This window comes from Mesorhizobium sp. P2_C4, assembly GCF_056404575.1.
Window position 1 is genome coordinate 695,907 of the sequence record NZ_JBFUDT010000001.1, and the last position, 18,617, is coordinate 714,523.

At 63.4% G+C, this 18,617-nt stretch carries 12 protein-coding genes; 9 read left to right on the forward strand and 3 right to left on the reverse strand.

Annotation, left to right across the window (positions count from 1 at the left end):
• The first annotated feature begins 162 nt into the window (after window positions 1–162).
• From AC1DX6_RS03435 to AC1DX6_RS03470, 8 genes are all read left to right on the forward strand, one after another.
• Entirely contained in the window at window positions 163–3,642 is a 3,480-nt protein-coding gene (locus AC1DX6_RS03435; RefSeq protein WP_477311225.1) for an indolepyruvate ferredoxin oxidoreductase family protein, read from the forward strand.
• A gap of 139 nt (window positions 3,643–3,781) precedes the next feature.
• A complete protein-coding gene (locus AC1DX6_RS03440; RefSeq protein WP_477311227.1) occupies window positions 3,782–6,106 on the forward strand; it encodes a putative bifunctional diguanylate cyclase/phosphodiesterase in 2,325 nt (774 codons plus the stop codon).
• A gap of 248 nt (window positions 6,107–6,354) precedes the next feature.
• Window positions 6,355–7,116, forward strand: coding sequence for an N-acyl amino acid synthase FeeM domain-containing protein (locus tag AC1DX6_RS03445; protein ID WP_477311229.1), 762 nt, complete (start codon window positions 6,355–6,357; stop codon window positions 7,114–7,116).
• A 109-nt stretch (window positions 7,117–7,225) separates the two neighbouring features.
• Window positions 7,226–7,375 carry a DUF3096 domain-containing protein gene (locus AC1DX6_RS03450; RefSeq protein ID WP_080680904.1) on the forward strand — a complete coding sequence of 50 codons (150 nt, stop codon included), beginning with the start codon at window positions 7,226–7,228 and terminating at the stop codon, window positions 7,373–7,375.
• Window positions 7,376–7,556: 181 nt separating this feature from the next.
• Window positions 7,557–7,781 (forward strand): aa3-type cytochrome c oxidase subunit IV, encoded by a 225-nt coding sequence (locus AC1DX6_RS03455; RefSeq protein ID WP_477311231.1) that lies wholly within the window; start codon window positions 7,557–7,559, stop codon window positions 7,779–7,781.
• 84 nt (window positions 7,782–7,865) lie between these two features.
• Window positions 7,866–9,137, forward strand: coding sequence for a Re/Si-specific NAD(P)(+) transhydrogenase subunit alpha (locus AC1DX6_RS03460; RefSeq protein WP_477311233.1), 1,272 nt, complete (start codon window positions 7,866–7,868; stop codon window positions 9,135–9,137).
• On the forward strand, window positions 9,137–9,562 hold the full coding sequence (locus tag AC1DX6_RS03465) for an NAD(P) transhydrogenase subunit alpha part 2 (protein ID WP_477311235.1): 426 nt from the start codon (window positions 9,137–9,139) through the stop codon (window positions 9,560–9,562). Before AC1DX6_RS03460 ends, AC1DX6_RS03465 begins: the two co-directional genes overlap by 1 nt.
• Before the next feature lie 6 nt (window positions 9,563–9,568).
• Window positions 9,569–10,975 carry an NAD(P)(+) transhydrogenase (Re/Si-specific) subunit beta gene (locus AC1DX6_RS03470; RefSeq protein WP_477311237.1) on the forward strand — a complete coding sequence of 469 codons (1,407 nt, stop codon included), beginning with the start codon at window positions 9,569–9,571 and terminating at the stop codon, window positions 10,973–10,975.
• A gap of 165 nt (window positions 10,976–11,140) precedes the next feature.
• On the opposite strand, the gene gyrB is transcribed toward AC1DX6_RS03470, so the two are convergent.
• The 3 genes from gyrB to AC1DX6_RS03485 form a co-directional block, all read right to left on the reverse strand.
• Window positions 11,141–13,612: a DNA topoisomerase (ATP-hydrolyzing) subunit B gene (gyrB, locus tag AC1DX6_RS03475; protein WP_477311239.1), complete on the reverse strand. Its 2,472-nt coding sequence runs from the start codon at window positions 13,610–13,612 to the stop codon at window positions 11,141–11,143.
• 145 nt (window positions 13,613–13,757) lie between these two features.
• Window positions 13,758–16,388: a caspase family protein gene (locus AC1DX6_RS03480; protein ID WP_477311241.1), complete on the reverse strand. Its 2,631-nt coding sequence runs from the start codon at window positions 16,386–16,388 to the stop codon at window positions 13,758–13,760.
• Between the two features lie 90 nt (window positions 16,389–16,478).
• A complete protein-coding gene (locus AC1DX6_RS03485) occupies window positions 16,479–17,048 on the reverse strand; it encodes an NADPH-dependent FMN reductase (protein ID WP_477311243.1) in 570 nt (189 codons plus the stop codon).
• A 179-nt stretch (window positions 17,049–17,227) separates the two neighbouring features.
• Here AC1DX6_RS03485 and AC1DX6_RS03490 point away from each other — a divergent pair, with 179 nt between their 5' ends.
• On the forward strand, window positions 17,228–18,595 hold the full coding sequence (locus AC1DX6_RS03490; RefSeq protein ID WP_477311245.1) for a cytochrome P450: 1,368 nt from the start codon (window positions 17,228–17,230) through the stop codon (window positions 18,593–18,595).
• Window positions 18,596–18,617: the final 22 nt, after the last annotated feature.

Consider the following 18,617-nt stretch of genomic DNA (forward strand, 5'->3'; position numbering starts at 1 on the left):
GTGTAATTTTCATACGCCGGCCGATGCGCGCCGAACCGTTCGTTGCGCATTGCCTGGCATCTTCGATTTTGTTTGACCTCTCCGGCAAGGGGAGAAACACTGGGGCGTCCGACTCCGACGTTGGCTGCGCCCCTGGCGTGGCCTCCGCAGAGGAAATGCCTGATGACGCTGCACGATGTCGCGCTCGACGACAAGTTCGATCTTGGCAAGGAGCGCATCTTCCTGTCGGGCGCGCAGGCGGTCATCCGCCTGCTTTTGATGCAGCGCGAGCGCGATCGCCGCGCTGGTCTCAACACCGCCGGCTTCGTCTCCGGCTATCGCGGCTCACCGCTCGGCGGCCTCGACATGCAGCTGTGGAAGGCCAAGAAGCAGCTCGCCCAGTCGGACATCGTCTTTCAGCCGGGCCTCAACGAAGAGCTCGCCGCGACGGCGTGCTGGGGTTCGCAGCAGACCGAATTGCTGGGCGAAGGCACCCATGACGGCGTGTTTTCGGTCTGGTACGGCAAGGGGCCGGGCGTCGACCGCTCCGGCGATGTGTTCCGCCACGCCAACCTTGCAGGGTCGTCAAAACATGGCGGCGTCCTTGCCCTGATGGGCGATGACCACATGGCCGAATCCTCGACCAACGCCCATGCCACCGAATTCCTGTTCGTCGACACCATGGTGCCGATCCTCAACCCGGCCGGTGTCCAGGAAATTATCGATTACGGCCTCTACGGCTTTGCCATGTCGCGCTTTGCCGGCACCTGGGCGGCGATCAAATGCGTCAAGGACAATGTCGAATCGACGGCTTCCGTCGATGCCTCGCTCGAACGGCTGAACATCGTCGTCCCCGACTTCGACATGCCGCCCGGCGGCCTCAACATCCGCCACGAGATCGACATGCTCGGCCAGGAGGAGCGGTTGCATGAGCACAAGCGCGCCGCCGCTTCCGCCTTTATCCACGCCAACGGGCTGAACCGGATCGTCTATTCGGGCGGCCGCAGCCCCAAGCTCGGCATCATCACGCTGGGCAAGAGCTATCTCGATGTTCGCCAGGCGCTGGAAGACATCGGCGTCGACGAAGCGGCCGCCAACCGCATCGGGATCCGGCTGTTCAAGGTCGGCTGTCCGTGGCCGCTCGACCTGCAGCACATCGCCGACTTTGCCCGCGGCCTAGACACCATCGTCGTCGTCGAGGAAAAGCGCTCGCTGATCGAAGTGCAGCTGCGCGAAAGCCTTTACGGCACCGCCACACAGCCGGCCATCGTCGGCAAGAAGGACGAGCGCGGCGACTGGCTGTTCCCGGCCAAGGGCGCGCTCGATCCCAACGACATCGCCATCGCGCTCGGCGAGCGGATTTTGCGAACCGTCGGCCCGTCCGAAGAGATCGCCGCGCGGGTGGCAAAACTGCGCCAGTTCCAGGCGATGCTCGCCGACACCGCCGACATCGCCACCCGCACGCCGTTCTTCTGCTCCGGCTGCCCGCATAATTCCTCGACCAAGGTGCCGGACGGCTCGATTGCCGCCGCCGGCATCGGCTGCCACTTCATGGCGCTATGGATGGACCGCAACACCGTCGGCTTCACCGCCATGGGCGGCGAGGGCGCGCAATGGGTCGGCCAGGCGCCGTTCTCCAAGCGCGACCACATCTTCCAGAATCTCGGCGACGGCACCTACAATCACTCCGGCGCGCTGGCGATCCGCTTCGCGCTGTCGACCGATGCCAACATCACCTACAAGATCCTCTACAACGACGCCGTCGCCATGACCGGCGGCCAGCCGCATGATGGCGGCCTGACCGTCGACATGATCGCCAGACAGGTGCGCGCCGAAGGTGTCGAGCGCATCGCCATCGTCACTGATGAGCCCGACAAATATGCGGGCAAGGCCGAATTCCCCACCGGGGCCAGCATCCATCACCGCGACGACCTCGACCTCGTCCAGCGCCAATTGCGTGACGTCAAAGGCATATCGGTACTGCTCTACGACCAGACCTGTGCTGCCGAAAAGCGCCGCCGCCGCAAGCGCGGCACCTTCCCCGATCCCGACAAGCGCGTCTTCATCAACGAACTGGTCTGCGAAGGCTGCGGCGATTGCGGCGTGCAGTCCAACTGCGTCTCGATCCAGCCGGTCGAGACCGAATTCGGCCGCAAGCGCAAGATCGACCAGTCGAGCTGCAACAAGGATTTCTCCTGCGTCAACGGCTTCTGCCCATCCTTCGTCACCGTGCATGGAGCCAAGATCCGGAAGGCCGAGGGCATCGCCGGCAGGACCAATCCGCTGGACGGCGTGCCGGCGCCGGCGGAATTCCAGCTGGGCGAGCAGGGCTGGGCCGCCATAATCGACGGCGTCGGCGGCACCGGCGTCGTCACCATCGGTGCTGTGCTCGGCATGGCAGCCCATCTCGAAGACAAGGGCTGCGGCATGATCGACATGGCCGGCCTCGCCCAGAAGGGCGGCTCGGTGTTCACCCATGTCCGCATTGCCCGCACGCCCGACGATATCCACGCCATCCGCGTTTCGGCGGGCAAGGCCGACCTGGTGCTGGGCTGCGACCTCGTCGTGTCGGGCGCCAAGAAGGTGCTGGCGGCGGTGCGCGAAGGTCACACCATTTTTCTCGCGAACACCGCCGAGATCATGCCCGGCGATTTCACCCGTTCCGCCGATTTCTCGCTGCCGGTCGAGCGGTTGAAGAAAGCGATCCGCACCGCTGCCGGCGACGACAAGGCGCATTTCTTCGACGCCACAAGCACCGCCACCGCGCTGTTCGGCAATTCGCTCGGCGCCAACATGTTCATGCTCGGCTTCGCCTTCCAGCATGGCGGCCTGCCGCTGTCGGCTGAAGCCGTTGAGAAGGCCATCGAATTGAACGGCGAGGCGGTGGCGATGAATGTCGCGGCGTTCCGCTGGGGCCGCCGCGCAGCGCACCAGCCGGATTTCGTGCGCGGCCTCATCGCCCAGCCGGGCCAGGCCCAGCAGACTGCCGCCATTGCCGAGACGCTGGACGACATCATTGCCCGCCGCGTCGCCTTCCTGACCGCCTATCAGAACGCCGCCTATGGCAAGCGCTATGCTGACAAGCTGGCCGTCTTGCGCGCCGCCGAGGCCAAGGCTGTGCCCGGCTCGACCGCGGTTACCGAGGCTGCCGCCAAGAATCTGTTCAAGCTGATGGCGATCAAGGACGAATACGAGGTGGCGCGGCTCTATACCGACGGCTCGTTCGCCGCCGAGCTCGGAAAACAGTTCCAGAGCTACGAAAAACTCGAATTCCATCTCGCGCCGCCGATCATGGGCAGGCGCGGCAATGACGGCAAACCGCGGAAATCGAGCTTCGGCCCGTGGATGATGCAGGGATTTCGCCTGCTGGCGGCGATCAAGGGCCTGCGTGGCACCGCTTTCGACCTGTTCGGCTACAGCGCCGAGCGGCGCATGGAACGGCAGCTTCTGGCCCAGTATGAGGCCGATCTGGAGCTTGTTGGCGCAGCACTGGCGCCGGGCAAGGTCGAGGCCGCTGTCGCGCTCGCCTCGGTGCCGGCGCTCGTTCGCGGCTATGGCCATGTCAGGCAAGCCAGTGCCGAAAAGGCGGCGGGGGAGCGCGCAAGGCTTCTCAACCGGCTGAGCCAGGCCTTGCCGGAGCCGGCACTCCACGCCGCGGAGTGATCGCACCAACGGATTGCCGGAAGCCAGTTTTTCCGGTCTTTACCGCGCTTCTCGCCCTGATCAACCGGGCCCAAGCCGCTGTTCTAAGCCTTTCTTAAGGCGAGTGTGGCATGACAAGGCGCAGCTTTGGGCCGACGGTATGGGCAGAACAAAGACCGAAAACATCCCGGCGGATGTTTATATCCAGTTTGTGCGCTCGTTGTTCGACAACGCGCACATGCTGGTGATTGGCGGCGCGTGCTACTGGATCCTCGGATTCATGATCTACCTGCGCACGCACAATCCACTGTTTATTGGCTTTTCTTTTGTTCTGCTGTCCGTCAGCCTTTTCCGCTACTTGGGCATTCGCAGCTTCCGCAAGGCGGGCGGCACCATAGCCAGTGTCGAAGAGGCGCAGCAGTGGGAGCGCAACTATATCCTCAAGGGCTCCTTGCAGGGCCTCGGCCTGGGCTCGCTGTGCTTCATATCGATCTACGTCTATCCAGATCCGTTTGCCGAACTGGCCGCGATGTCGTTGACTTTGGCGACCCTGGTCACGGTTGTCGGCCGAAACTACGGATCGCCGCGCATGGTGCGGATTTTTTCCGTGACCTTCATTGGTCCGGCAGCACTTGCACTCTTGCTGCGCATGGATGCCCCCTCGGTCGTCCTCGGCTTGATGATCATCCCGATGACGTTCATCACCATCAACAGCGCCGACCACGTCCGCAACGTGCTTTTCTCTGCAGTCATCGGCCACCAGCAGGCCAAGAAGCTCGCGCACCGGTTCGATCGCGCGCTCAACACCATGTCGCATGGCCTGGTCATGCTTGGCCCCGACGGCAAGGTCATCGTCGCCAACGCCGAAGCCGCGCATCTGATGGCGCTCAAATCGCCGGACGCGTTGCTTGGGCGGTCGATTCACAGCCTGCTGATGCGCGGTGTCGCCGGCGGCATGCTGGCGCCGAAGGACTGTCGTTACGTCGAGGCGCAGCTGACGCGCGCGCTGCGCGAGGGCCGCGACCGCAAGGTGCTGGTTTCGTTTTCCACGGGCCAGCATTACGAGTTTTCGGCTCGCGAAGGCAGTCAGGATCTTGGCGTCATCACGTTTGAGGATGTCACCGCCCGCGTCGAGTCGGAAGAGAAAATCCGCTTCATGGCGCGCTACGACAACCTCACCGGCCTGCCCAACCGTGCCTATTTCCACGAGCTGGTCGGCGAAGCGATGGCGTCCGGCAGCCGCGATCGTCTGTGTGGGCTCGCCGTGCTCGATCTCGACGATTTCAAGAGCGTCAACGACACGCTCGGCCATCCTGTCGGCGACGGGCTGATCTACGCCGTCGCCGAGCGGCTGGCCGCCATCGCCGGGCCGAGCATCACCGTCAGCCGTTTCGGCGGCGATGAATTCATGATCTTCTTCGATCGCGTCGAGGACGAAAGCCATCTGACCGGCCTGCTCGACCAGATTTTCGGCGAATTGCAGGGCGAGGTCGATGTCGCCGGCCATGGGCTGCGCATCCAGGCCAGCGCCGGCACGGTGCTGTCCAAGGTCGAGGACACCGATGTCGATGCGATGATCGTCAAGGCCGACCTGGCGCTCTACAAGGCCAAGGAACTCGGCAAGAACAACTGGCGGCTGTTCGAGGCGTCGATGGATGCGGCTTTCCGCAGCCGTCAGCTGATGAAGGCGGACCTGCGCAACGCCGTCGAAGCCAAGGCGCTGCGTGTCGTCTATCAGCCGATCGTGGCGATGAGCACGATGCGCATCGCCAGCTGCGAGGCGCTGTGCCGTTGGGACCATCCCGATCTCGGGCCGATTTCGCCCAGCATCTTCATTCCGCTGGCCGAGGAAATGGGCATCATTTCCGAGATCAGCACCTTCGTCCTGCAGGCTGCGTGCACCGAATGCGCCAAATGGCCCGACCAGACCAGCGTCTCGGTCAACCTTTCCGCCAGGGATTTCCGCAGTCGCGACGTTATCCAGAAGGTCCGTGATGCGCTGATCAGTTCGGGGCTTGCTGCCGGCCGTCTGGAGATCGAAGTCACCGAGACCGCGCTGCTCGACGACAAGTCGCTGACACGCCAGTATATCGAGGAATTGAAACAGCTTGGCGTGCGCATCGCGCTCGACGATTTCGGCACCGGCTATTCCAGCCTGAGCTATCTCCACAAGCTGCCGCTCGACAAGATCAAGATCGACCGCTCGTTCCTGATGGACGTAACCCAGAACCAGCGCTCGCTGGACCTGTTGAAGGGCATCGTCGATCTCACCCGGGTCCTGGGCCTGACCGTCACCATCGAAGGGGTCGAGACCTTCGAGCAGCTCAAGGTTCTGGTCCATTCGGTGAAGCCGGACCTTGTCCAGGGCTTCCTCTTCGGTGCCGCGCTCAGTGCGTCGGGCATCGAGACGATGTCGAACGTCACCTGGCCATTCGCGGCCGACCTGCGTCTCCCCGCCAAACGGGGCAGCCAGCTGGTGTCGTGATCTCGAAGTTCACTGGAAATAGATCGCCAGTATCTTTCGAGATCTAAATTCGCCTCCGACATAATATCGAACTCATGCGGGTTTCAGAATCGGGATGTTGCCCCACCTGATTTTGCCTTTGCACGCTGAAAGCGCTTTCCGCGGCTGTTAAGGTTAACGAAAGGTAAATCAACAACATCTAACTTTCAGCTTGTGTCCCATTTCAACTCGAATAGCCTATCCGCAGGCGGAATTTTCGAGGATAGACAATGGATGCTGCAACGCAGGATGCGTCGGCTGGGGTTCACACGAGCGGCGGATCGGTGCTGAACCGCTCGATGATGCAGCTGCTGGAGCATGTCGAGTACCGTCTCATTACCGGCGGCGAGGATCTCGAGGCAATCTACCGTCTTCGCTATCAATCCTACTTTCGCTCGGGCATGTCCGGCCCGATCGCCAGCGGGATGTTCGAGGACCGCTGGGACAATCTGCCCAATTCCTACCGGTTCGGCGTCTATTTCGATGGCCATTTGGTTAGCACGCTGCGCATTCACTACATCTCTCGCGAACACCCGTATTCGCCCTCCGTCGATGCCTATCCGGAAATTTTGGCCGAGCGGCTTGCCCGCGGCGAGACCTTCATCGACGGAACCCGGTTCGCAACCGACCCCGACAGTGCACCGGCACCCGGCGTGCTGCCGTTCCTGACACTCAGGCTTGGCATGGTGGCCTCCAGCTACTTTGGCCAGACCGCGGTGCTTACGCCGGTCAAGATCGAGCACTCCGCTTTTTATGCCCGCATCTTCCATGCCAAGCAGAGGACCGAGGCCAAGGTATTCCCGGGCGTTCTTGCCCCGATCGCCTTGTTCGAAATCCCCTGCGGCGAAAATCTGCGGCTGACACTCGAACGCTTCCCGTTCTTCAGGTCGACGCCGCTGGAGCAGAGGATGATGTTTGCCAATCCGGCCATCAACCGGCTGCAGCCCCTGTCCATCCTGCCGACAGCGAAATATTACCGCGACGCCGCCTGAGGCGCTGATTTTTGCGAGGCGCCTCGAGCTTTCGGACCGGATACGCGTTCTGATGACGGCGGCGCGTTGACGCTCCGCGTCTTCGACGGATTTGTCAAAGGAACCCGACATGCACATTTCCCAGCTCGCGCTCACCCCGCTGATTTCGCTCATCGCCGGCGTGCTCATTCTGGTGATGCCGCGGCTGCTTAACTACATCGTCGCGCTCTACCTGATCGTCGTCGGCTTGCTCGGGCTGTTCCCGCACCTCGCCGGCTGAGGCGCCGCGCCCCCCAGGATCCGTTTCCCCACGGCACTAGGCGCGCCAGCCAGCCATGCCTCATGGTCGGCTTTCAATTTTCATTTGAGGCTGTTGTCTCCGGCGATGCGGCAATAGCGCCATTGCCCTCGGCCCGGCTTTTCGCTATGTGCCTCAAAGATGTCTTCGAAGGGGAATTCCTATGGCTGATCACACGCCGACCGGTCCTGTCGAACTGGGCGCGAAGATGGACTATGCCGAGCACGACCGCACCTATGCGGGCTTCATCACGCTCGCCAAATACGGCTCGCTGTTTTGCCTCGCCCTGCTCTTGGCGATGGCTTTCGGCTTCTTTGCGGGCGGCTTCTTCTCGGGAACCATCCTGTTCGCCGTGATCCTGGCCGTCGGCGCCTTTATTCTCCGATAGACTTTTCAGACCCTTTGCCGGGGAGGTCGCCGGCTATCCGGACGACGTCTTGCGGAAACAGGTTCCAGCCGAAAGGATCATGCGGTGGGACAGACGGTTTTCATCCCTCGTGAGCTCGACGTCAACGAGCCGCGCGTTGCGGCATCGCCCGATACGGTGAAGCGGCTGGCGGCGCTGGGTCTCGACGTGGTTGTCGAAACCGGTGCCGGCACGCGGTCGCGCATCCCCGACGAGGAGTTCGCCAAGGCGGGCGCCACAATCGGCAAGGCCGGCGATGCCGCCAAGGCCGATGTGGTGCTGAAAGTGCGCCGGCCGGGCGAAGCGGAGCTCAAAGGCTACAAATCAGGCGCCACCGTCATCGCCATCATGGATCCCTATGGCAACGATGCCGCTGTCGCCGCACTGGCCAAGGCCGGCGTCACCGCCTTCTCGATGGAATTCATGCCGCGCATCACCCGCGCCCAGTCGATGGACGTCCTGTCCTCGCAAGCCAACCTGGCCGGCTATCAGGCGGTGATCGACGGCGCTTCGGAATATGACCGGGCCCTGCCGATGATGATGACCGCGGCCGGCACCGTGCCGGCGGCAAAGGTCTTCATCATGGGTGTCGGCGTCGCCGGCCTGCAGGCCATCGCCACGGCAAGGCGGCTTGGTGCTGTCGTCACCGCCACCGATGTGCGTCCCGCCGCCAAGGAACAGGTCGCTTCGCTCGGCGCAAAGTTCCTCGCCGTCGAGGACGACGAGTTCAAGGCGGCCGAGACAGCCGGCGGCTACGCCAAGGAAATGTCCAGGGAATATCAGGCCAAGCAGGCTGCACTGACCGCCGAGCACATCGCCAAGCAGGACATCGTCATCACAACGGCGCTGATCCCCGGCCGTCCGGCGCCCAAGCTGGTGTCGGCGGCCATGGTCGCCTCGATGAAGCCGGGTTCGGTGCTGGTCGACCTCGCGGTCGAGCGCGGCGGCAATGTTGAGGGCGCGGTGCCGGGTCAGGTCGTGACAACCGCCAACAACGTCAAGATCGTTGGCCATCTCAACGTGCCGGGCCGCGTCGCCGCTTCCGCTTCGCTGCTCTACGCCCGCAACCTGTTCGCCTTCCTCGAGACATTGGTCGACAAGACCACCAAGACGCTCGCCATCAATCGCGACGACGATCTGGTCAAGGCGACCATGCTGACCGACGGTGGCAAGGTCGTGCATCCGGCCTTTGCCAAAGCGGCGGAACAGCCTCATGTCGAGCCGGCAGCAATCCCGGCCAAGACCATGGTTGCCGCCGCCGCCGCGCCGAAGAAAACAGCGCCTAAGAAATCGGCCGCCGCCAAGTCGCCCGCTGCCAAGCCGAAGGGGATCGCGTGATGGATCAGACCTTGCAGAAAGCCCTCGACCAGCTCGATCAGGCGTCCGCCGCCGTCCGGCTTGCGGTGCAGAACATGGCCAATGCTCCCGGCGGCGCCGGTGCCGCGGGTGACGCCGCGCACGCACTGTCCGGCGGCGCCATCGATCCCTTTGTCTTCCGCTTCGCCATCTTCATCTTGGCGATCTTCGTCGGCTACTATGTCGTCTGGTCGGTGACCCCGGCGCTGCACACGCCGCTGATGGCCGTCACCAACGCCATTTCCTCTGTCATCGTCGTCGGCGCGCTGCTTGCCGTCGGCATTGCCGCCTCCGGTATTGCCGCCGGTTTCGGCTTCGTCGCGCTGATGCTGGTTTCGGTCAACATCTTCGGCGGCTTCCTCGTCACCCAGCGCATGCTGGCCATGTACAAGAAGAAGGACAAGTAGAGCGCCATGAACGCCAACTTCGCGTCCTTCCTCTATCTGGTCTCCGGCGTCCTGTTCATCATGGCGCTGCGCGGCCTGTCGCATCCGACCACCAGCCGCCAGGGCAATCTCTACGGCATGATCGGCATGGGCATCGCCATTGCCACCACGCTGGCACTGGCGGCCCCGTCTGTCCCGTCGGCCGGCCGCTACTGGCTGATCGTCCTCGGCCTCGCTATCGGCGGCTCGGTCGGTGCGGTCACCGCACGGCGAATCGCCATGACCTCGATGCCGCAGTTGGTCGCCGCCTTCCACTCGCTGGTCGGCCTTGCCGCGGTCATGGTGGCGGCTGCCGCCATCTATGCGCCTGAAAGTTTCGGCATCGGCACCGTTGCCGACATCCATGCCCAGGCGCTGATCGAGATGAGCCTTGGCGTCGCCATCGGCGCCATCACCTTCACCGGCTCGGTCATCGCTTTCCTCAAGCTCGACGGCCGCATGTCGGGCAAGCCGATCATGATCGGCGGCCGTCACTTCATCAACGCCGCCCTCGGCATCGCGTTGATTGTGTTGATCATCCTGCTGGTTACCACCGAGTCCAAGCTGGTGTTCTGGCTGATCGTCGCGGCCTCGCTGGTGCTCGGCATCCTGCTCATCATCCCGATCGGCGGCGCCGACATGCCGGTGGTCGTCTCGATGCTGAATTCCTATTCCGGTTGGGCAGCGGCGGCGCTCGGCTTCACGCTCGGCAATCTGGCGCTGATCATCACCGGGGCGTTGGTCGGCTCATCCGGTGCGATCCTGTCCTACATCATGTGCAAGGGCATGAACCGAAGCTTCATCTCGGTCATTCTCGGCGGCTTCGGTGGCGAGACGGCAGCAGTTGCCGATGACGGCATCGAGCGCACCGTCAAGCAGGGTTCGGCCGACGATGCCGCCTATCTGATGATGAACGCGCAGAAGGTCATCATCGTGCCCGGCTACGGCATGGCGGTCGCCCAGGCGCAGCATGCGCTGCGCGAAATGGCCGACAAGCTCAAGGCCAATGGCGTCGACGTCAAATACGCTATCCACCCCGTCGCCGGCCGCATGCCGGGCCACATGAACGTGCTGCTCGCCGAAGCCAACGTGCCTTACGACGAAGTGTTCGAGCTCGAGGACATCAACTCGGAATTCGCGCAGGCCGACGTCGCTTACGTCATTGGCGCCAACGACGTCACCAACCCGTCCGCGCGCGACGACAAGTCGTCGCCGATCTACGGCATGCCGATCCTCGATGTCGACAAGGCGCGCACCTGCCTGTTCGTCAAGCGCTCGCTCGGCTCCGGCTATGCCGGCATCGACAACACGCTGTTCTACAAGGACGGCACCATGATGCTGCTCGGCGACGCCAAGAAGATGACCGAAGAAATCGTCAAGGCCATGGATCACTGAGCCGCTTTCGGTCAGCCAACTCCTCGAAACAAAAAGCCCGGCTTCAAGTCGGGCTTTTTGTTTCGGATGGCCTTCTGTTCCGGCTGGTTCTCAAAATGATTTTGTTGGAGTTCGAAGAGCATTGGCGCGCCCGCGCACGCCAATGCTCAAAATCCAGTGCAGATATCAGATATCCAGATTGGCGACCGACAGCGCGTTTTCCTGGATGAACTCGCGCCGCGGCTCGACTTCGTCGCCCATCAGCCGCGAGAACAGGCTGTCGGCGTCGGTGGCGTCATTGACCTTGACCTGCAGCAGCGAGCGCACATTCGGGTCGAGCGTGGTTTCCCAGAGCTGCTCGGCGTTCATTTCGCCAAGACCCTTGTAGCGCTGCATGGTCAGGCCCTTGCGGCCGGTGGCAAACACCGCGTTGAGCAGCGCCAGCGGTCCCGAGATGGTTTCTGAGACGTCCTTGCGACGCAGCACCGGCGGCTCGCCATAGACCTCGGTGAGGCGCGGCGCGTAGCGGTCGAGTTGGCGCGCATCGGCCGAATTGATCAGGCCAAGATCGAGATGCGCGAATTCCTTGACGCTGCGCACCGTGCGCTCGAACACATAGCCGCCGGTTCCCTCGTTCGAGGTCGACATGCGGCCGGTCCAGCCGCGCTCGGTGTCTTCGGCGATGATGTCGAGACGCTTGGCGACACGCTCGGCCATGGCGTTGGCGCGGCCGAGATCGGTGAACACATCCGGGGTGAGGCCGCCGGCAATCGCCGCCTGCTCGACCACGCCCCTGTTGTAGCGCGTGTGCAGCCCGTTGATCAGCTGGCGCACGGCCAGCGCATCGTCGATGGCGCTGCGCAGGTCCTGTCCGGTGCGCACTTCGCCCGAGCCGAGCGAAAGCGACGCCTCTTCCAGCCCCGAACCGATCAGGAACTCCTCGAAGGCGCTCTCGTCCTTAATGTATTGTGAGCTCTTGCCGCGCGTCACTTTGTAGAGCGGCGGCTGGGCGATGTAGAGATGGCCGCGCTCGATCAACTCCGGCATCTGCCGGAAGAAGAAGGTGAGCAGCAAGGTGCGGATGTGGGCGCCGTCGACGTCGGCGTCGGTCATCAGGATGATCTTGTGGTAGCGCAATTTGTCGGCGTTGAACTCGTCCTTGCCGATCGAGGTGCCGAGCGCGGTGATCAGCGTGCCGATCATCTCGGAGCCGAGCATTCGGTCGAAACGGGCGCGCTCGACATTGAGGATCTTGCCGCGCAGCGGCAGAATGGCCTGGTTCTGGCGCGAGCGGCCACCCTTGGCCGAGCCGCCGGCCGAGTCACCCTCGACGATGAAGATTTCGGATTTTGCCGGGTCGCGTTCCTGACAGTCGGCCAGCTTGCCGGGCAGCGAGGTGACGCCGAGCGAGCTCTTGCGGGTGATGTCGCGCGCCTTGCGCGCGGCTTCGCGGGCGGCGGCGGCCTGGATGACCTTGTCGATCACCACCTTGCCCTCGGACGGGTGTTCCTCGAGCCAGGTGCCGAGCGCCTCGTTGACGAGACCTTCCACCACCGGGCGGACCTCGGAGGAAACCAGCTTGTCCTTGGTCTGCGAGGAGAATTTCGGATCGGGAACCTTGACCGACAGCACAGCCGTCAGCCCCTCGCGGCAATCGTCGCCGATCAAAGCCACCTTTTCCTTCTTGGTCAGGCCCGAGGATTCGCCATAGCCGGTGATCTGGCGCGTCAGCGCGCCACGGAAACCGGCCAGATGGGTACCGCCGTCGCGCTGCGGGATGTTGTTGGTGAAGGCCAGCACGTTCTCGTGGTAGCTGTCGTTCCACCACATCGCCACTTCGACGGTGATGCCGTCGCGCTCGGCCTTGATGGCGATCGGCTTGTCGATCAGCGGTTTCTTGACCCGGTCGAGATATTTGACGAACTCTTCCAGACCGCCATCATAATGCAGTTCATGGCGCACGATGTCGGCATGACGGGCATCGGTCAGAATGATGCGCACGCCGGAATTGAGGAAGGCAAGCTCGCGCAGCCGGTGTTCCAGCGTGCCGAAGTCGAACTCGACCATGGTGAAGGTTTCGGACGACGGGAAGAACGTGATCGCGCTGCCGCTGCGGCCCTCATAGGTGCCTGGCTGCTTGTCCTGCTCGTAGCTGCCGGTCGCCTTCAACGGCGCATCGGCATTGCCATGGGTGAAGCTCATCTCGAAGATCTGGCCGTTGCGGCGGATTTTCAGCTTCAGCCAGGCCGACAGCGCGTTGACCACGGAAACGCCGACGCCATGCAGGCCGCCGGACACCTTGTAGGAGTTCTGGTCGAATTTGCCGCCGGCATGCAGCTGCGTCATGATCACTTCGGCCGCCGAAATGCCTTCGCCGGTGTGGATATCGGTCGGAATCCCACGGCCATTGTCGATAACCGTCACCGAACCGTCGGGGTTGAGCGTCACGGTGACGAGGTCGGCATGTCCGGCCAGCGCCTCGTCGATGGCGTTATCGACCACCTCATAGACCATGTGATGCAGGCCGGAGCCGTCGTCGGTATCGCCGATGTACATGCCGGGCCGTTTGCGCACGGCGTCCAACCCCTTCAAAACCTTGATGGAATCGGCGCCGTATTCGGCTTCGGCGCCGTTGGTGTTCTCGGTCTGGTCGCTCATGAAAACCTATTGTCTAGATGCCGCTTGTGCAGCGCGAAAAATCGGCCCCGAATCGCGCCTCTGATATCGTCTAGATATAGGCGCTAAAGGCGGTTTTTCCAAGGTTTGCGGGCATTTCCGGGCCGAATCCCGAGCTGGCAGCCGGCTATTTCTTCCGGGCCCCGGATTTGGCGAGAAGGTTGCGCAAATATTTGATCATGAATTTGTCTCCGGGCGCCAGCCGCCCCGTCCGGTCGAGCTCCAGCGTCAGGTTCAGCGCCTTGGTCAGCGCCGCCTTCGGATCCTTCGCCACATAAGCATAGGCGACATAGGCGCGTGCCAGATCGGCTTGCCAGACCGCATTGTTGGGATCGGACTGGGCCAGTTTCTTAGCGATAGCGAGGCTGGCTTCGAAAGCCGTCTTGGAACCCTCAAAGTGACGCCGATCGGTCTCCAGGTAACCGATCTTCTGCAGGGTGATCGCCAGGTCGCGTTGCCAGTCGGAATTGGCCGGGTCCAGCCTGACCAGCCGGTCGGCTATGGCGAGGCTTTCCTGATAGTTCTGCAATGCGCCGGTGACGTCGCCTTGGGCATCCAGCACATTCGCAACCCTGTCGAGACAGACCGACAGGTCGCGCTGCCAGTTGGTGTTGCCGGGGTCGCTCGCGGCAAGATCACGCGCTATGCCCAGCGCCTGCTGATAAGAGGCAAGCGCTGGCGGCCAATCCTTCTGATCGCCGTACGCATTGCCGATCTTGGCGTAACTGATCGACAGGTCGCGCTTCAAGTCCGTATCGTTGGGGTCGCGGCGCACCAGCTCTTTGGCGATCGCCCGGCTCTTGTTGAAAGAAGCGAGCGCACCGGCGGGGTCGCCGCGCTCGCGCAGCACGTCGCCGATCCTGTCGTGGCTGACGGAGACAGCGCGCTGGCGTGCAGGGTCATCAGGCTTGTTCTCGGCCAGCGCCAGCCGAATTCTCAGGCTCTCTTCAAAGGCCGTCTCAGCGCCATCCAGTTGGCCGGCGGTGCGGGCAAGGTCGCCGATTTCGTCATAGGTTATGGTCAGGTCGCGCAGCAGAGAGGCGCGACCCGGATCCGCATCGGACAATTGCTGCTTGATTGCCAGGCTTTGCTGATAGGCCTGGGCGGCGGCGCCCACATCGCCTTGTGTCGCCAGCACATTGCCGATCTTGTCATTGGTCCTGGCAAGATCACCGAGCCAGTCCTTCTCGTTCGGCACGCTTGTGGTCAGGCCCTCCAGCATGCTCCTGGCTGTCGCATAGCTTTCCAGAGCGGTCGACAGATCGCCTTGCGCCATCTTTGCGTCGGCGACCTTGATATGGCTGATGGCGAGGTCGCGCTTCACTTTGGGATCGCTCTCCTGCTTGGCGCGCTGCTCGAGGTTGACCAGCAGCGCCTCGTAGGCTCGGCCGGCGGCGGTGATGTTGCCAACGGTGGTGTAGAGCTTGCCGAGCTCGTCCAGCGTACGGCTCTGGCGGTCGGCCTGTTCCAGGCTGAGAGAGGTCTGCCCAGCCTCGCCATACAACGCCAGCACGGACTCGTAGTCCTTGATGGCGGTGGCGTAGTCGAGGTTGGCGCGGGCCGCCCCGCCGGAAAGGAACCGCGTGGCTGCCTCGGAAAGGGTGCGGCTGACGAAATTGGCCTTCAATGCCTGGCGCGAGGCATTGTCGGTGTCGGCTGCCTTGGCAAGGATCACGCGAGCGCCGTCGAAGGCGCCGAGCGACAACTGCTCCTCGGCCTGCCGGCGCAGTTCGGCCACCTTCGGGTCATCGGCGGCGAGCGACTTCATCTCCGCGCGCACCTTGACGAAGGCGTCGGCGGCCTCGCGAAGCTTGGCGTCCAGGCTTTCGCCGGAGAGGTGGCCGGTGTCGGAACTGATCAGCGCGCCGTAGAGCGGCGCCAGCGGCATGTCGGCGTCGCTGGCAATCTGCTCGACCTGGCCACGCATCTCAGGCGTCACATCGGCCATGGCCAGCAGCAGCCGTTCGCGCTCCGGCAGCTGTTCTCTGGCTTTGGAAGCAAAGAACAGCTGCGGCAGGCCGCTCTCGACATAGGGCAATTGCTTGCCGCGCGACAGGTCATAGACCTCCTGCTGGACCAGGGTCAGCACCGAGCGGATTTCGAGCCCGTCAGTGCCGAGATACTTGGTCAGTGCCGCCGTGAAGGGCGAATTCGCGCCGCTGCCGTCGGCAGCCGTCTCGCCGGGCGCCGCCGAAAAGGCAAACAGTATGTTTTCCGCCTTGCCGATGCGACCGAGGCCGGGCTTGACCTTGTCGATGACATCCTTGGCCAGCGATGTCGCGCCACGCCCTTCGCCGCTGCCGCCCGTGAACGGATCGCTGCGGCAGGCGTCAAGCACGATCAACCCCACCTTGGCCGTGGCGGCGACGGCGTCGCGCACCTCTTCCAGCGGCAGGCTGGTCTTCTCCAACTGATCGAGCGAGGAGGCGTCGGCGTCGATCGGCAGGAGCCGGTTGTCGCCCGAGATCTCGACGCCATGGCCGGAGAAATACACCAGCGCCACGTCGGCGCCCTTGGCGTCCTCGCGAAAATCGTCGAGCGCGCGGCGCATGCGCCGCAGGTCGCGATTGGTTTCGAGAACCACCTCGAAGCCAAGCTTCTTCAGCGCCGCTTCCATCGCCTCGCCGTCATGGACCGGATTGGCGAGCGCCCGCACCAGCCGGTAGTCGTCATCGGCGATGACCAGCGCAACGCGCCGCTCCGCCACGGCCGTGGCGGTCGCCGACAAGATCAGCAGCAAGGCAAACAGCAAGCGCAAGTCGAACCGCCCCCGGCTCGTTCATTTGCGCGAACATTCCATCTCTTTATGGCGTGAGCAAGCCAAGCCTTTGGCAGAAAATTGGCTCATTCAGGCAGCCCGCATCGGCTTCAGCGCCTCGCTCCAGCGCAACAGCTCGTCCAGCATGGTCTTGGCTCCGCCAACCACCTGTTCGCTGGCGTTGAAAACACCGTTCTCGTCGAGCAGTTTTTGGTACATCGGCAGCGCTACGCCCTCGGGGATCGGCATCACCCCGACGGAGGTCAGCAGCGGCTTTAACGCCTGCGCCGCGCGCAGGCCGCCGGAAACGCCGCCATAGCTGAAGATGGCGGCCGGCTTGTAGCGCCATTCCCTGAGCAGATAATCGATCGCGTTGACGATCGCCGGAGCGGCGAAATAATTATATTCCGGCGCCACGAAAACAAAGGCGTCGGCGGCGTCGATTGCCTTCGACCAAGCCTTCGTATGGTCCTTCTCGTACTTGCCGAGTTTTGGATGATGCGGCTCGTCCAGAACCGGCAAGTGGAACGCGGCGATGTCGGTCAGCACCGGTTCGAATTTTCCGTGTTGGCGCGCAAAACCCTCCAGCCATTCCGCGAAAACCGGCCCGGCGCGGCCTGGCCGCGTGCTGCCGATGATGATGTTCAACCGGTGCTTCATGGGTAGCTCCTGCGGTAGCGGCATCTGTTGGTGACCGCCACCTAAGCCATGCCGCTGGCGCCAACAAGAAGGCACCTCGCGGTAACCGGGTCACATCTAGGAGAGCAGAGGCCTTGCTGTTCGGTCACATGGACGCCTGCTTTGCGGCCCACTACATTAGGTGATCAGCGGAGCACAGCATGGACAGTCAGCCCGCCCCCTTCGTCCCGCCCGCACCGAAGCCGCGCACGACGCCGCCTTCGACGCTGGAGATGATCCGCATCGTCTATCGCAACCCGCTCGAACTGTGGGGCGAGCATACCTACAACGAGCCCTGGATTTCGGCCAATGGCGTTGGCGGACATCTGATCGTCGCCAACGATCCAGGCCTGATCCGCCACGTGCTGGTCGACAATGCGAAAAACTACAAGATGGCGACGGTGCGCCAGAAAATCCTGCGGCCGATCCTGCGCGATGGCCTGCTGACCGCCGAGGGCGAGGTGTGGAAGCGCTCGCGCAAGGCGATGGCGCCGGTGTTCACGCCGCGCCACATCTTTGGCTTCGCCACGCCGATGCTGAAGCGCACGCAGGAATTCGTCACCCGCTACGAGGGTGGCGCCACCTCGGACATCGCCCATGACATGACGCTGCTCACCTACGACATCCTGGCCGAGACGCTGTTTTCCGGCGAGATCGCAGGCGAGCCGGGCAGCTTTGCCAACGAGATCGACCGCCTGTTCGAGACCATGGGCCGCGTCGATCCGCTCGACCTGTTGCGGGCGCCCGACTGGCTGCCGCGGCTGACCCGCATCCGTGGCCGCAAGACCATGGCTTATTTCCGCAAGATCGTCACCGACACCGTCAAGCTGCGCGAAGCGAAGTTCAAGCGTGATCCCGACGCGGTGCCGCAGGATTTCCTGACGCTTCTGCTCAAGGCAGAGGGACCGGATGGGCTGACGCGGGCCGAGGTCGAGGACAACATCATCACCTTCATCGGCGCCGGTCACGAGACCACCGCCCGCGCACTCGGCTGGACGCTCTATTGTCTCGCGGAGTCACCGTGGGAGCGCGATAGGGTCGAACGCGAGATCGACCAGGTGCTGGCACGCGAGCCCGATCCGACGAAGTGGCTCGATGCCATGCCCTTCACCCGCGCTGCCTTCGACGAGGCGCTCAGGCTCTATCCGCCGGCGCCGTCGATCAACCGCGAGCCGATCGAGCCGGAGACGTGGAACGAGCTCTACATCCCGAAGCACGCTGCCGTGCTGGTGATGCCATGGGTCGTCCACCGCCACAGGAAATTGTGGGATCGGCCCGACGCCTTCATGCCGGAGCGGTTCCACCCGGGAAACCGCGAAAAGATCGACCGCTTCCAATATCTGCCGTTCGGCGCCGGGCCTCGCGTCTGCATCGGCGCCAGCTTTGCCATGCAGGAGGCGATTATCGCGCTGGCCATCATGCTGTCGCGCTTCCGCTTCGACAGCACGGCCGACACCAAGCCGTGGCCGGTGCAGAAACTGACGACACAGCCGCAGGGTGGTTTGCCGATGCAGGTCACGCCCCGCTAGGCGTGCCGATATTCAAGGTGAT

Excerpts from the sequence above, each read along its gene's own strand:
- AC1DX6_RS03435 (WP_477311225.1), top strand. The coding sequence starts at position 163 with ATGACGCTGCACGATGTCGCGCTCGACGACAAGTTCGATCTTGGCAAG.
- AC1DX6_RS03440 (WP_477311227.1), top strand. The coding sequence starts at position 3,782 with ATGGGCAGAACAAAGACCGAAAACATCCCGGCGGATGTTTATATCCAG.
- AC1DX6_RS03445 (WP_477311229.1), top strand. The coding sequence starts at position 6,355 with ATGGATGCTGCAACGCAGGATGCGTCGGCTGGGGTTCACACGAGCGGC.
- AC1DX6_RS03450 (WP_080680904.1), top strand. The coding sequence starts at position 7,226 with ATGCACATTTCCCAGCTCGCGCTCACCCCGCTGATTTCGCTCATCGCC.
- AC1DX6_RS03455 (WP_477311231.1), top strand. The coding sequence starts at position 7,557 with ATGGCTGATCACACGCCGACCGGTCCTGTCGAACTGGGCGCGAAGATG.
- AC1DX6_RS03465 (WP_477311235.1), top strand. The coding sequence starts at position 9,137 with ATGGATCAGACCTTGCAGAAAGCCCTCGACCAGCTCGATCAGGCGTCC.
- AC1DX6_RS03470 (WP_477311237.1), top strand. The coding sequence starts at position 9,569 with ATGAACGCCAACTTCGCGTCCTTCCTCTATCTGGTCTCCGGCGTCCTG.
- gyrB (WP_477311239.1), bottom strand. The coding sequence starts at position 13,612 with ATGAGCGACCAGACCGAGAACACCAACGGCGCCGAAGCCGAATACGGC.
- AC1DX6_RS03485 (WP_477311243.1), bottom strand. The coding sequence starts at position 17,048 with ATGAAGCACCGGTTGAACATCATCATCGGCAGCACGCGGCCAGGCCGC.
- AC1DX6_RS03490 (WP_477311245.1), top strand. The coding sequence starts at position 17,228 with ATGGACAGTCAGCCCGCCCCCTTCGTCCCGCCCGCACCGAAGCCGCGC.